11 protein-coding genes are annotated in these 13,032 nt (G+C 68.4%); 5 read left to right on the forward strand and 6 right to left on the reverse strand.

What is annotated here, in order from left to right; translation table 11 throughout:
- Positions 1-198 precede the first annotated feature (198 nt).
- From argG to DIE04_RS12105, 3 genes are all read right to left on the reverse strand, one after another.
- Positions 199-1,533, reverse strand: a complete 1,335-nt coding sequence (argG, locus tag DIE04_RS12095) for an argininosuccinate synthase (RefSeq protein ID WP_044848086.1) — start codon at positions 1,531-1,533, stop codon at positions 199-201.
- 350 nt (positions 1,534-1,883) lie between these two features.
- On the reverse strand, positions 1,884-2,954 hold the full coding sequence (locus DIE04_RS12100; RefSeq protein ID WP_124488804.1) for an FUSC family protein: 1,071 nt from the start codon (positions 2,952-2,954) through the stop codon (positions 1,884-1,886).
- Positions 2,955-3,108: 154 nt separating this feature from the next.
- On the reverse strand, positions 3,109-4,641 hold the full coding sequence (locus tag DIE04_RS12105; protein ID WP_409333445.1) for a diguanylate cyclase: 1,533 nt from the start codon (positions 4,639-4,641) through the stop codon (positions 3,109-3,111).
- A gap of 518 nt (positions 4,642-5,159) precedes the next feature.
- Between DIE04_RS12105 and DIE04_RS12110 the strand changes: the two genes are divergently transcribed.
- The 4 genes from DIE04_RS12110 (at position 5,160) to DIE04_RS12125 (ending at position 9,406) form a co-directional block, all read left to right on the forward strand.
- Positions 5,160-6,695, forward strand: a complete 1,536-nt coding sequence (locus DIE04_RS12110; protein WP_124488802.1) for an amino acid permease — start codon at positions 5,160-5,162, stop codon at positions 6,693-6,695.
- 361 nt (positions 6,696-7,056) lie between these two features.
- A complete protein-coding gene (locus DIE04_RS12115; protein ID WP_044848083.1) occupies positions 7,057-7,302 on the forward strand; it encodes a DUF3717 domain-containing protein in 246 nt (81 codons plus the stop codon).
- 250 nt (positions 7,303-7,552) lie between these two features.
- Entirely contained in the window at positions 7,553-8,470 is a 918-nt protein-coding gene (locus tag DIE04_RS12120) for a LysR family transcriptional regulator (RefSeq protein ID WP_044848082.1), read from the forward strand.
- Positions 8,471-8,593: 123 nt separating this feature from the next.
- Positions 8,594-9,406 (forward strand): alpha/beta fold hydrolase, encoded by an 813-nt coding sequence (locus DIE04_RS12125; protein WP_124488801.1) that lies wholly within the window; start codon positions 8,594-8,596, stop codon positions 9,404-9,406.
- Between the two features lie 51 nt (positions 9,407-9,457).
- Here DIE04_RS12125 and DIE04_RS12130 read toward each other — a convergent pair whose 3' ends face one another.
- Both DIE04_RS12130 and DIE04_RS12135 read right to left on the reverse strand, forming a co-directional pair.
- The gene (locus tag DIE04_RS12130; RefSeq protein WP_044848115.1) at positions 9,458-9,811 is read right to left on the reverse strand and encodes a hypothetical protein; all 354 of its coding nucleotides are present in this window, start codon (positions 9,809-9,811) and stop codon (positions 9,458-9,460) included.
- Between the two features lie 374 nt (positions 9,812-10,185).
- Positions 10,186-10,806 carry a TetR/AcrR family transcriptional regulator gene (locus DIE04_RS12135; protein WP_124488800.1) on the reverse strand — a complete coding sequence of 207 codons (621 nt, stop codon included), beginning with the start codon at positions 10,804-10,806 and terminating at the stop codon, positions 10,186-10,188.
- Positions 10,807-10,901: 95 nt separating this feature from the next.
- Here DIE04_RS12135 and DIE04_RS12140 point away from each other — a divergent pair, with 95 nt between their 5' ends.
- The gene (locus tag DIE04_RS12140; protein WP_124488799.1) at positions 10,902-12,143 is read left to right on the forward strand and encodes a glycosyltransferase; all 1,242 of its coding nucleotides are present in this window, start codon (positions 10,902-10,904) and stop codon (positions 12,141-12,143) included.
- 16 nt (positions 12,144-12,159) lie between these two features.
- On the opposite strand, the gene hutC is transcribed toward DIE04_RS12140, so the two are convergent.
- Complete coding sequence (gene hutC, locus DIE04_RS12145; protein WP_124488798.1) at positions 12,160-12,855, reverse strand: histidine utilization repressor; 696 nt, start codon at positions 12,853-12,855, stop codon at positions 12,160-12,162.
- Between the last annotated feature and the right edge of the window lie 177 nt (positions 12,856-13,032).

Here is a 13,032-nt window from a genome sequence, read left to right on the forward strand (position 1 = left end):
CGGAAATCGGACGACTGGCAGCTTGCCACGATTGCCGTAGCCTTGCAGCGCCGTTTGCGCGTGACGCGGTGGCGCGAGTAGAGCAGGAAGGGAAAGAAGCGGAGGAAGAAGCAGCAGGCCGCGCGTGCACCGATGCACATGCGGCCTGCCCGGCCGGAGCGCGTATCGGCTACGCGCCCCGGCGTCGAACGAAGCGACTTACTTGTCGTCGCCCTTGATCTGCGGCAGCGCCGACGCTTCACCCGGCGTCAGCAGGCCGACTTGCGAATACACGCGCAGCTTGTCGCGCGTATCGGTGATGTCGAGGTTGCGCATCGTCAGCTGGCCGATCCGGTCGCGCGGCGAGAACGTCGACGCCACCTTCTCCATCGACAGGCGTTCCGGCTGATACGTGAGGTTCGGCGACTTCGTGCTCAGGATCGAGTAGTCGTTACCGCGGCGCAGTTCGATCTTCACTTCGCCGGTGATCGCGCGCGCGACCCAGCGCTGCGCCGTTTCGCGCAGCATGATCGCCTGCGGGTCGAACCAGCGGCCCTGGTACAGCAGGCGGCCGAGACGGCGGCCGTTCTCGCGGTACTGCTCGATCGTGTCTTCGTTGTGGATGCCGGTGACGAGACGCTCGTATGCGATGTACAGCAGCGCGAGGCCCGGGGCTTCATAGATGCCGCGGCTCTTCGCCTCGATGATGCGGTTCTCGATCTGGTCGCTCATGCCGAGGCCGTGGCGGCCGCCGATGCGGTTCGCTTCCAGCAGCAGCTCGACCTGATCCTTGAACTCGACGCCGTTCAGCGCGACCGGCTGGCCGGCTTCGAAGCGCACCGTCACTTCCTCGGCGGCGATCTTCACGTCGTCGCGCCAGAACGCGACGCCCATGATCGGGTTCACGATCTTGATGCCGCTTTCGAGGCTTTCGAGGTCCTTCGCTTCGTGCGTCGCGCCGAGCAGGTTCGAGTCGGTCGAATACGCCTTCTCGGCCGACATCTTGTAGGCGAAGCCGGCCTGGTTCATGAATTCGGACATTTCGGCGCGGCCGCCGAGTTCGTCGATGAACGTCTGGTCGAGCCACGGCTTGTAGATCTTCAGGTCCGGGTTCACGAGCAGGCCGTAGCGGTAGAAACGCTCGATGTCGTTGCCCTTGTACGTGCTGCCGTCGCCCCAGATGTTGACGCCGTCTTCCTTCATCGCGGCGACGAGCATCGTGCCCGTCACGGCGCGGCCGATCGGCGTCGTGTTGAAGTACGTGACGCCCGCGGTCGTGATGTGGAACGCGCCGCTTTGCAGCGCGGCGATGCCTTCGGCGACGAGCTGCGCGCGGCAGTCGATCAGGCGGGCGCCGGCTGCGCCGTATTCGATCGCGCGTTTCGGGATCGCGTCGTAATCGTCTTCGTCGGGCTGGCCGAGGTTCGCCGTGTATGCGTACGGGACGGCGCCCTTCAGTTTCATCCAGTGCAGCGCGGCGCTGGTGTCCAGGCCGCCGGAGAAGGCGATACCGACCTTCTGGCCGGTCGGGAGGCTTTCGAGAATCGTGCTCATAGGAATTACCGTGGATTGAAGCCGGTGGGATCGTATTTCGCGGAATATGCGAGTATCGGCTGTCCGGGAAGTTGGGGCAAGACCTGATTTTCGCGCCAATACGTCTTCGGGCCTGTCGCGACGGGCCTGGCGGGCGATTAACCGGCCGGAGAATCCGGCGCGAAACGGCCTCGGACGGCGGTCGAAACTGGCGAAGGCGCGCCGGCGCGCACGCCCGATTGGCGGGGCCAGATCGGTCGGCCGGTGCGGCATCCGCGCTCAGGATGCCGGGCCACCTTTATGAAAGGCTAATGAAAGATGCCCTGAGGCGCCCGGCGTCCGTCGGCCTTCGAATCGTCAAAGCTCCAGGTTCAGATATTCCACGCCTGCGCGGTATCGAGCAGTTTCTCGCGCAACTGATCCACTTCGCCGGCCAGCTTGGCCGTGATCGACACGTAGCCCGACAACTGCGCCGGCGGGGCGTCGTGCGGCGGCTCGGCCGGCCGGCGGCGCGGTGCGAGCCGGCTCGGCGTGCCGAACTTGAGCGCGCGGCTCGCGCCGACGAGCGTGTCGCGGATGCGCCGGTTCATCGCCTTCATCTCGGTGCGCATGTATTCGCGCGCGGCGAGGTCGTCGCGGGCCGGCACCGTGCTCGACAGGATCTCCAGATAGCCGATGCACAGGCGCAGGCCGCGCTGGATCGCCTCGAGCTGCGTGACCGGGATGTCGCATTCCTTCGACACCGACGGCATCAGCGAGCGCAGCTGCACCAGCAGCGCGCTCAGCGCGGCCATTTCCTTCAGGTGCGCGTCGTCGCTCACGTGGCGGTCGCCCGCGAGCCGCGCATGCACGGCCGCGCACGCGCGCAGCGCGTCGGCGAGCTTGTAGCGCCACGAGTAGGTCGCATAGAGCGGCAGCGCGAACGAGAACGCCAGCGCGATCGCGATGCCGGTCAGCACGTTCACCGCGCGCCACAGGCCGTCGACGATCTCGTTGTCGCCGTGCCCGGCGACGATCACCATCGTGATCGCCGACAGCAGCGCGATGTAGCCGGCCTTGCCGATCGCGTGATACGCGCAGAGCCCGCACGCGATCGCCATCAGCAGGTAGATCGCGAGCGGCGCGTGCAGGACGGAGTAGAGCAGGATCAGCCCCAGCCCCGCGAGCGCGCCGATCGACGTGCCGAGCGCGCGCTCGGCCGCCTTCTTGCGGATGTTGCCGTGGTGCTGCAGTCCGCCGACGACGATCAGCACGGTGATCGTCGACCATTCGCCGTGCGGCACGCGCAGGCCGGTGGACAAGGCGATCGACACGAGAATCGCGAGCGCGACGCGCGCCGCATGGATCAGCTTCGCGTGCCGGTAGCGGCGGTACGGGTCCAGCAGGGGACGGAGCGCGTGGCGCAGGAGCGGCGGGAATCGGGCAGGGAACTGGGCGGTCATGACGGAGCGGGGGTGGCCGGCGGGATGGCCGGAATGCGCGTGCGGCGCGGGCGGGCCGGCGCCGCGCCGCACGCGCGGCTGACGTAACGCTAGCCGAACGCGCGCGGGCTGTCCACGACGGCGCGGCGCGGCGCGGGTGCCGCCGGCCGCCGCGTCACGCGTCGGCCGTATTCGCCTCGGCGTTCGACACGCGATTGCGGCCGCCGGACTTCGCGTGGTACAGCGCCGCGTCGGCCTGCCGCAGCAGCGTCGCGGCGTTGACGCGCCCGCCGGCGCTGGTCGCCGCGCCGATGCTCGCCGTCACGTGCCCGTACGGGCTGCGGACGTGCGCGATGTCGAGCCCGGCGATCGCACGGCGGATCGCTTCGGCGACGGTCGCCGCGCCCTGCGCGTCGGTGTCGGGCAGCGTGACGACGAATTCCTCGCCGCCGTAGCGCGCGACGTGGTCGCTGTCGCGGCGCAGGCAGCGCGACGCGGATTGCGCGACGCGGCGCAGCACGTCGTCGCCGGCGAGGTGGCCGTAGTAGTCGTTGAACGCCTTGAAATGATCGACGTCGACGAACAGCACCGACAGCGGCCGGCCGCTGCGCGACGCGCGCTGCGCCTCCTTCGCGAGCACGGCATCGAACGTGCCGCGGTTGTCGAGCCCGGTCAGCGAATCGGTATGCGCGAGCCGGTACAGATTCAACTTGGTGACCTGCCGGCGCTCGAGTTCGCGCGACAGCGCGAGCGAGCCCCCCAGGATGAACACGGTAAACAGGCCCATCAGCACGGCGGTCCAGATCGCGCGATGGCGCCACGGCGCGTAGATGTCGATCTCGGCGGGCGCGACGTCGACGATCAGCGGCAGATGCGCGAGATGCTTGTAGACGTAGATGCGCCGCACGTCGTCGATCGCGCCGACGCCCGTCAGCACGCCTTCGCTGCTGCGCTGCGCCTTGATGAAGAGCGGGGAGTGGTGGAGGTCGAGGCCGACCACGCGCGGATCGTACGGCAGGCGCGAGACGAGCGCGCCATTGTCCTCGACGATCGCCGCGCTGCCGTGCTGGCCGACCGCGAGCCCGTCGAGCAGCGCGCGGAAGTAGCCGATGTTGAGCGTGCCGACGACGATTCCGCCGAAGCGGCCGTCGGCCAGCGTGATCCGGCGGCTGAGCGCGATCGTCAGCGCGCCGCCGCGCAGCCGGGACGCATAGGGCCGGCTGATATAGAGGCCCTGCACGAGCCGGTCGCGATGCACGGCGAAATACTCGCGGTCGGCGAAATTGCCTTGTCGCGGCGGCGATGCGGCCGAATCGATCACGATATTGCCGTGCGGATCCATTACGAAAATGGCGCCGAGATACGCGCCGGTCGCGGCGCGGTCGAACAGCAGCCGGTGACGCTGGCGCGGCGGCAATGCCGTCAGTTCCGGATCGGCGAGCCCGTCGACGACGTTTTGCAGCGAAAGATCATACAGTTCGATATTGCGGGAAATATCGCGCTCGATCAGCAGCATCAGGTTGCGCGCATTTTCGACCGCATGGTCATACGCGTCGTGGCGTGCCTCGATTAAAAGCGACGTCGAGAGTCCCCAGCTGAACAGCAGCAGCACGACGCCGGCGACGAGCACGCCGCGGGGCGACAGTATGCGTGCCACGGCCGTCGCGGTATGACGGCGCAGCGTAGCGAGCGGCGTGGGTGGCATCATCCTCGGGGCAGGCGGCGGATATGTGCGTCGTCGACGATTCCGCGCTCTGATTAATTCGCATTAGTCGGCATTATCTCGCGAATTCCCGAAATTCGCCGCTCGATGCAAAACATGCATGCGCCAATCCGATTCGGAACGATTACGCATCATTACCTTGAGCCGGGCGTTCGTTTCGATTTGAATCGCGATTATGGGTAGACGGTATTTTGTCTGATTATTAGGGCATATCGATCGATTTTGTCGTTTTAATACAGGATCGGGCTATTGCGCCGGCGCGATTGCGTATCGGGCGGGGAGGTGCACCGTCGCGGCTCACCCCGCGTCGGCATGCGGCGCCGGGGTGTCCGGACCCGAGCGGTTCCGACGGCGAATCAGGTAGAATCCGCGCTTCGCCGCTGGCGCCCGGCGCGCAACGCGTATCGGGGCCGCATCGAATGCATCGCAGCAGGCGGCGCGACGCGCCCCGATCCCGCATGCGCCGGCCCCGGATGCCGGCCCGCTCAACGTTCGTCTCGTTTATGTCCGCAATCCCGAATTCCGACCAACCCGGTTCGTCCGCGAACCCACCCAAGCTTCATCGCGCGCTGAAGGCGCGCCATCTGACGATGATCGCCATCGGCGGCTCGATCGGCACGGGCCTGTTCGTCGCGTCCGGCGCGTCGATCTCGCAGGCCGGCCCCGGCGGCGCGATGGTCGCGTACATGCTGATCGGCCTGATGGTCTATTTCCTGATGACGAGCCTCGGCGAAATGGCCGCGTTCATGCCGGTGTCGGGCTCGTTCGCGACCTACGGCGCGAAATACGTCGACGAAGGCTTCGGCTTCGCGCTCGGCTGGAACTACTGGTACAACTGGGCCGTGACGATCGCGGTCGAGCTGGTCGCCGCGCAGCTCGTGATGCACTACTGGTTCCCGGACGTGCCGGGCGTCTGGTGGAGCGCCGCGTTCCTCGGCGTGATGTTCCTGCTCAACGCGCTGACCGTGCGCGGCTTCGGGGAAGCCGAATACTGGTTCGCGCTGATCAAGGTCGTCACCGTGGTCGCGTTCATCGGCGTCGGCCTGCTGATGATCTTCGGCATTCTGAAGGGCGCGCCGGGCAACGGCTGGGGCAACCTGACGATCGGCGACGCGCCGTTCGCGGGCGGCCTGCCGGCGCTGATGGGCGTCGCGATGATCGCGGGCTTCTCGTTCCAGGGCACCGAGCTGATCGGCGTCGCGGCCGGCGAATCGGAGAACCCGCGCACGACGATCCCGCGCGCGGTGCGTCAGGTGTTCTGGCGGATCCTGCTGTTCTACGTGCTGGCGATCTTCGTGATCGGCGTGCTGATTCCCTACACCGACCCGAACCTGCTGAAGAGCGACGTGACCGACATCGGCGTGAGTCCGTTTACGCTCGTGTTCCGCCACGCGGGCCTCGCGTTCGCGGCCGGCGTGATGAACGCGGTGATCCTGACGGCCGTGCTGTCGGCCGGCAACTCGGGCATGTACGCGTCGACCCGGATGCTCTACAACCTCGCGACGGAAGGCCGTGCGCCGAGGCTGTTCGCGAAGCTGTCGCCGGGCGGCGTGCCGCGCAACGCGCTGTACGCGACGACCGCCGTCGGCGCGCTGTGCTTCTTCACGTCGCTGTACGGCGACAAGACGGTGTACCTGTGGCTGCTGAACACGTCGGGGATGACGGGTTTCATCGCGTGGCTCGGCATCGCGATCAGCCACTACCGGTTCCGCAAGGGCTACGTGAAGCAGGGCTACGCGGTCGACCAGCTGCCGTACCAGTCGAAGTGGTTTCCGTTCGGCCCGCTGTTCGCGTTCGTGCTGTGTCTCGTGATCGCGCTCGGCCAGGACTACCAGGCGTTTCTCGCGAACCGGATCGACTGGGCGGGCGTGGCCGCGACCTACGTCGGCATTCCGCTGTTCCTCGTCGTGTGGCTCGGCTACCGGCTCCTGAACAAGAGCCGCTTCGTGCGCTACGAGGACATGGAGATCGCGCCGTGGGCGGCCGCGAACCGCAGCGCGCAGCTGCAGCGCGTGGAGAACCGCGAAACCGTCGGCTGATGCCGGTGCGGCCACCGGCCGCGTGGTGCGCGATGAAAACGGGAAGCCCGCGGGCTTCCCGTTTTTCGTTGGGACGTCCGGGCGACGCGGGGTGCCGCCGACGTCGGTAGCCGACGCGTGCGTCGTTCCAGATACCGTTCCAGCCGCCGCCGACCCCGCTTTTTTTGTCGGCTTTGCGCTGCACGGGGTCAAAGCCGGTTATATTTCCCGACCCTACCGGGCCACGGTCCGGCCGGCGCGACGAGCGCGGCGCGGATCGGGCATCCGGCGCGCGCCTGTTGCGGCGGCCGGCGGCGCCCGGCGTTTCCATCGTTCCGCCGCGGCCGGCCCGGCCCGCGGAGCGCGCAATCCAGAGGAATCCATGAGCGCATCACCCGCCGAGCGGAAGGCCGGACCCGTTTCCATCGTGCGAATCGAAGCCGCGATCAACGCGTGGCGCGAAGTGTATCCGCCGGCGCCGGACGGCGAGGACGGCTACGCGCTCGACGCCGGCAGCAACTGCCTGGCCGAGCTGTACGGCACGATGATCTGCTATCGGCTGCCGGACGTGCCGCTCGACTCACTGAGCGACGCGCAGCGCGATGCGCTGTACGCGACCGAGGCATGACGCGCGGTCGGGACGCTGCCGCGACGCGGCGTCGATGAAGCAACGGGAAGCCTGGCGGCTTCCCGTTTTGCTTTGCGGCTTTGCGCGGTGCGCCGCCCGCGAGGGCGGGCGCGGCGCGGCTCGCGCCGGTATCGGCGCGGGCTGAGGTATCGTCATGGCATCGGGAGCAGGCGCTCACGGGACGACCGGCGCGGCACGTGTGTGCGCGGGGCCGAATGAACGTCCGTGGCCTGTCCGGGAGGGTTCGAACATGGAGTTGAGACACCTCCGCTACTTCGTCGCGGTTGCCGAGGAGCGGAATTTCACGCGCGCGGCCGAGCGCCTGCACATCGCGCAGCCGCCGCTCAGCCGGCAGATCCAGCAGCTCGAGGACGCGCTCGGCGTGCCGCTGTTCGAGCGCAACGCGCGGCCGCTGAAGCTGACCGACGCGGGGCGGTTCTTCTATTCGCACGCGGTGCAGCTGCTCGCGCAGACCACCGAGCTCGAATCGATGACGAAGCGGGTCGGCAAGATCGAGCGCAGCATGTCGGTCGGCTTCGTCGGCTCGACGCTGTACGGGATGCTGCCGAAGATCATCCGGCGCTTTCGCAGCGAGTATCCGGCCGTCGAGCTGAGCCTGCACGAGATGTCGACGATGGACCAGATCAAGGCGCTGAAGGAAGGGCGCATCGACGTCGGGTTCGGGCGCATCCGTCACGAGGACCCGAGCGTGCGGCGCGTCGTGCTGCGCGAGGAGCGGATGATCGTCGCGCTGCCGGTCGGTCACGTGCTCGACGGCGCGAAACCCGTGCTGTCGCTGCACGATCTCGTGAACGACACGCTGATCATCTTCCCGAAGGCGCCGCGGCCGAGCTATGCGGACCAGGTGCTCGCGGCATTCCACGATCGCGCGCTGCAGCCGCGCAAGATCTACGAGACGCGCGAACTGCAGATCGCGCTCGGGCTCGTCGCGATGGGCGAAGGCGTGTCGGTCGTGCCGCACAGCGTGTACGGGCTGAAGCGCGACGACATCAGCTACAAGCCGCTCGACGATCCGAAACTCGTGTCGCCGATCATCATGAGCATGCGGATGCTCGACGAATCGGAGGACATCCGCGCGATGCAGGCGCTGATCTACCGGCTGTACGACGAGTCGCAGATGGAGTATCTGCCGCCGCAGCCCGAATGAGCGCGCGGGCGGTGGGGGCTTGCTTGACGCCGCGCGCGTCGGCCGGCCACCATCGTCGGCATTCTGCGGTCCGCCCGCGTGCGGCCGCCTTCATGCAGCCTTCATGCAGACGATGACATGCACATGACTGAAATCGTGACCGAGGAGACCTGGGTCGAGACGCCGCAAGGGCGTCTCTTCGCGAAGCGCTGGCGCGGTGCGCCCGCGCAGGCGACGGCCGCGACCGGGCCGGCCGCGCCGATCGTGCTGCTGCACGATTCACTCGGCTGTGTCGAACTTTGGCGCGACTTCCCCGCGCAACTCGCGCGCGCCACGCAACGCGACGTGATCGCATACGACCGGCTCGGCTTCGGCCGGTCCGACCGCCATCCGGGACAGCTCGGCACGACGTTCGTGCGCGACGAGGCCGATCAGGGCTTCCGCGCGCTGCTCGAACGGTTCGGCATCGATGCGTTCGTGGCGTTCGGGCACAGCGTCGGCGGCGGCATGGCGGTCAGCTGCGCGGCCGCGTATCCCGCGCGTTGCCGCGCGCTGGTGACGGTCGCCGCGCAGGCGTTCGTCGAGGATCGCACGCTCGACGGCATTCGCGAGGCGGGGCAGCAGTTCGACGCGCCGGGCCAGCTCGAGCGGCTCGTGCGCTATCACGGCGACAAGGCCGAATGGGTGCTGCGTGCGTGGGTCGGCACGTGGCTGTCGCCGGCGTTTCGCGACTGGAGTCTCGACGACGCGCTGCCGCGCGTGCGCTGCGCGACGCTCGCGATTCACGGCGAGCAGGACGAATACGGGTCGGACGTGCATCCGAAGCGGATCGCCGCGCGCGTCGCGGGGCCGTCGTCGTTCCTGCTGCTCGACGGATGCGGACACATGCCGCATCGCGAGCGGAGCGGCGACGTACTCGCGGCCGTGGCGAGGTTCCTGCGCGGTGGGCTCGCCTGAACGGCCGGGCGCAGGCGCGCGATGCGACCGGCGGGCCGAGCCCGCCGGCGCTCAGAACGACAGCTGGATCGCGAGATCGAGCGCGAGAATCGCGATCGAGCAGCCGATGCCGAGGACCACGTTCGGCAACCGGTGTTCGAAGTCGCGATTGTCGCGGCGCATCGCGGCGCCGAGCAGGAAGATCGCCTCGACGACGATCTGCAGCCCGACGAACAGCAGCATCAGCAGGTACTCGTAACCCATCTGCTTGAACGCGGCGAATTGCATCCCGTGATCGCGGATCCATTGGCCGACGCGCAGCAGTTCGTAGACGAACAGCAAGGCGGGAAACAGGTAGCTGATGAAATACGTCGGCGCCGTGGCGTGCCGTAGTTCGAGGTGGAAGTGCTGATGCATGGTAGCCATCACGAAGCCCTCCTTGCAAACGCATGATTGCGGTCGCGACGGCGGCGCGACGACGTGCGGACTAAGGGATTGCCCGAGGCATCGTGCGGGGCCGTACGACATCAGCATACTGCTGCGCGGAAGATTTGGCATCCCGTGCGTGCATGCGTTGTAAAAATCCCGGCGCATCGCGCGAAGCATGCAGCGGCTTCCGCTCGCGGAGCGCGACGCGTCGGCCGGTTGCGTGTCGCCCGCGTTGCCGGGCAGCAGCGATTCCGGATGGTGTTCCAGATCGCAGGCCAGCGCGCGCGCCCGGCGTGCGCGTGAATTGCGTGAGCGCCGTGCACGTTCGATGCGCACGCACCTTCCTGCCCGAGCGTCGCCTCGGCGGCCGCTCAGCCTTTCGCTTGCGCGCCTTCGACGAACAGCTTCGCGACCGACCGGAATTCCCGCTTCAGCGATAACCCCGGCACGGTCAGCCAGCGCAGCATCGCCGCGAGATACAGATGATGGAACCACGTGGCGAGCTGGTCGGCCGCCAGCGCCGGGTCCAGTTCGCCCGCCTGCTGTCCGGCCGCGATCAGCTGCTGCCACACGAGCGCGATGTCGCCGCCGCCGTCTTTCCCGCTTTCCGCTTCCGTCACGCCGATGCTCAGGAACCGATGCCGCAGGTAGGCGAGCAGGTACACCGGGTGCTGCTCGCACCACGCGGCCGACGCGTCGAGCACGCAGGCGATCCGCGACGCGAAGGTCTTCCGTCGCGCGACGTCGCGCTGTAGGTGCGCGAGGTCGCGCGCGAGTTCGCCTTCGAGCCAGTGCGCGAGCACGGCTTCCTTCGTCGGAAAGTGGTTGTACAGCGTTCGTTTCGCGACATCGGCCTGCGCGGCGATCTGCTCCATCGTCACGGCATCGTAGCCATGCACATCGAACAGGCGGGCGCCGGTGTCGGCGAGATGCGCGAGCATCTGGATGCGCTTGCGTGCGCGGCGGCCCGGATCGTCGGTCGTCGTCGGCATGGTTCGGTATCGAATGAAAGTGCACGAATTGCATTAGTATACGACGTGCATTTTTATGAATCCACTTGCCTGCATCGTGCAGGGGGAGTTCACGCATGAAGCTCGTCATCGTCACTTACGGCACCGAAGGCGACACGCGTCCGCTCGCGGCGCTCGGCCGTGCGCTGCTGGATGCGGGCCACGAGGTCCGGTTGCTGGCCGACGCCGCGACGCTCGGTTCGGCCGCCGCGCTCGGGGTGCCGTGCGCGCCGTTGTCCGGCGATATCCGCGCGGCGATCGCGCCGGATGGCGCGTTGTCCGACGCGGTGCGCGGGCGCGGCGGCTTCAACGACACGTCGAAGGCGCTCGCGGCGATCGCGAATGCGAACACGGCGGCATGGATGCGCGAAGTCGCGGCCGCGTCGGCCGGTTGCGATGCGATCCTGGTGTCGGGGCTGGCGTCGTTCGTCGGGCTGTCGGTCGCCGAGTATCGCGGCGTGCCGGCGATCGGCACGGGGATGATTCCGATCACGCCGACCGCGGCATTCGCGTCGCCGTTCCTGCCGCCCGGCAAGGTGCCGCGCCGGCTGAATCGCGCGAGCCACCGGCTCGTGAACGCGCTGCTGTGGCACGCGTTCAGGAACGCGACCAATGCAGCGCGCGCCAGCGTGTGCGGCCTGCCGGCGCGCCGGCACGTCTGGACCGATCATCCGATGCTGTACGGCGTGTCGCCCGTGCTGCTGTCCGATCCGGCCGACTGGCCGTCACACGTGCAGGCCTGCGGTCAGTGGCACGCCGACGCGCCGGCGTGGACGCCGCCGCCCGCGCTGGCGACCTTTCTCGGCGCGGGCGAGCCGCCCGTGTACATCGGCTTCGGCAGCATGGCCGGGTTCGATCGCGCCGCGATGGTCGGCGCGCTGCTGCAGGCGCTCGACGGCCGGCGCGCGCTGTTCCATCCGGGCTGGAGCGGCATCGATGCGTCGATGCTGCCGGCGCACGTGTGCGTGATCGGCGAGACGCCGCACGACCGGTTGTTTCCGCATGTATCGATGGCGATCCACCACGGCGGATCGGGTACCACGCATTCGGCCGCGCGGGCGGGCATTCCGTCGGTCGTCGTGCCGTTCGCGGGCGATCAGTTCTTCTGGGCGAACCGGCTGCATCGGCTCGGTGTGGCCGATGCGCCGGTGGCGGGCCGGCGCGTGGACGCCGCCGCGCTCGCACGCGCGATCGCGTTCGCGGCGCGTGCCGACACGCAGGCGCGCGCCGCCGGACTCGGTGCGCGGATCGCACGGGAGGACGGCGTGCGGCGGGCGGTCGCCGCGATCGAGCGCTGGGGGCGGCCCGGCATGCGGTGAACGCGCCGGCGCCGCGTCAGAAATGCCCGGTGAACCGGTAGCGGCTGCCCGGGTGCCACAGATTGGCCACCGACGCGACCATCCCCTGCGACCATGTGCGCCGATGCAGCAGCAGGCAGGGCTCGCGTTCGTCCATCGTCAGGTGGCGGCGCGTTTGCGCATCGGGCATCGCGGCCTCGATCCGGTATTCGACCCGCTGCAGCGGCGCGACGCGCGTGAGGTACTGGTTCGGCGTCGTCGTCGTGAAGTCCTGCAGTGCGTATTCGGGCGCGCAGGCGGGATTGACCCAGCGTTCCTCGAGTTGCACCGGCGTGTCGTTCTCGAAGTGCAGCACGCGTGAATGGAAGATCGGGCTGCCGGCGTCGAGCCGCAGCTCGTCGGCGAGCTTCGCGTCGGCGATGGCCGCGCCGACCTCCAGCACGTGCGCGCGATATGCATGGCCGCGCGCGGCGACTTCGTCCGAGATGCTGCGGATCGCCACCAGCGTCGATTCGTATTTCGGCGACGCGACATACGTGCCCGAGCCGCGCGTGCGCGTGAGCACCTGCTCGGCCGTCAGTTCGCGCAGCGCGCGGTTGACCGTCATCCGCGCGACGTTGAATTCGCGCGCGAGCTCGTTTTCCGACGGCACCTGGTCGCCTTCCGCCCACTCGCCCGCATGGATGCGCGCGAGGATGAAGTCCTTGATTTCCTGATAGATCGGTGTGGTCATTGCATTGCTGTTCGAGAGACGGCGGCCGCGTGCCGTCGCGCGCGGGCCTTCGTGCGGTGTCCGGGCGGAGTGTACCGGGTTCGACGCCGCGCGGGCCCGACTGTGGGCCCGGGATTCGGGTTATTCCGGCCCGCATCCGGCGCGCCGGCCAAGGGCCCGCGGGGCCCGTACGGGCCG

This window comes from Burkholderia sp. Bp8994 (assembly GCF_003853805.1).
Classification (GTDB): domain Bacteria; phylum Pseudomonadota; class Gammaproteobacteria; order Burkholderiales; family Burkholderiaceae; genus Burkholderia.

Bases quoted from the DNA above. Each gene is read 5' to 3' on its own strand.
- argG (WP_044848086.1), bottom strand. From the start codon at position 1,533: ATGAGCACGATTCTCGAAAGCCTCCCGACCGGCCAGAAGGTCGGTATC.
- DIE04_RS12100 (WP_124488804.1), bottom strand. From the start codon at position 2,954: ATGACCGCCCAGTTCCCTGCCCGATTCCCGCCGCTCCTGCGCCACGCG.
- DIE04_RS12105 (WP_409333445.1), bottom strand. From the start codon at position 4,641: ATGATGCCACCCACGCCGCTCGCTACGCTGCGCCGTCATACCGCGACG.
- DIE04_RS12110 (WP_124488802.1), top strand. From the start codon at position 5,160: ATGTCCGCAATCCCGAATTCCGACCAACCCGGTTCGTCCGCGAACCCA.
- DIE04_RS12115 (WP_044848083.1), top strand. From the start codon at position 7,057: ATGAGCGCATCACCCGCCGAGCGGAAGGCCGGACCCGTTTCCATCGTG.
- DIE04_RS12120 (WP_044848082.1), top strand. From the start codon at position 7,553: ATGGAGTTGAGACACCTCCGCTACTTCGTCGCGGTTGCCGAGGAGCGG.
- DIE04_RS12125 (WP_124488801.1), top strand. From the start codon at position 8,594: ATGACTGAAATCGTGACCGAGGAGACCTGGGTCGAGACGCCGCAAGGG.
- DIE04_RS12130 (WP_044848115.1), bottom strand. From the start codon at position 9,811: ATGGCTACCATGCATCAGCACTTCCACCTCGAACTACGGCACGCCACG.
- DIE04_RS12135 (WP_124488800.1), bottom strand. From the start codon at position 10,806: ATGCCGACGACGACCGACGATCCGGGCCGCCGCGCACGCAAGCGCATC.
- DIE04_RS12140 (WP_124488799.1), top strand. From the start codon at position 10,902: ATGAAGCTCGTCATCGTCACTTACGGCACCGAAGGCGACACGCGTCCG.
- hutC (WP_124488798.1), bottom strand. From the start codon at position 12,855: ATGACCACACCGATCTATCAGGAAATCAAGGACTTCATCCTCGCGCGC.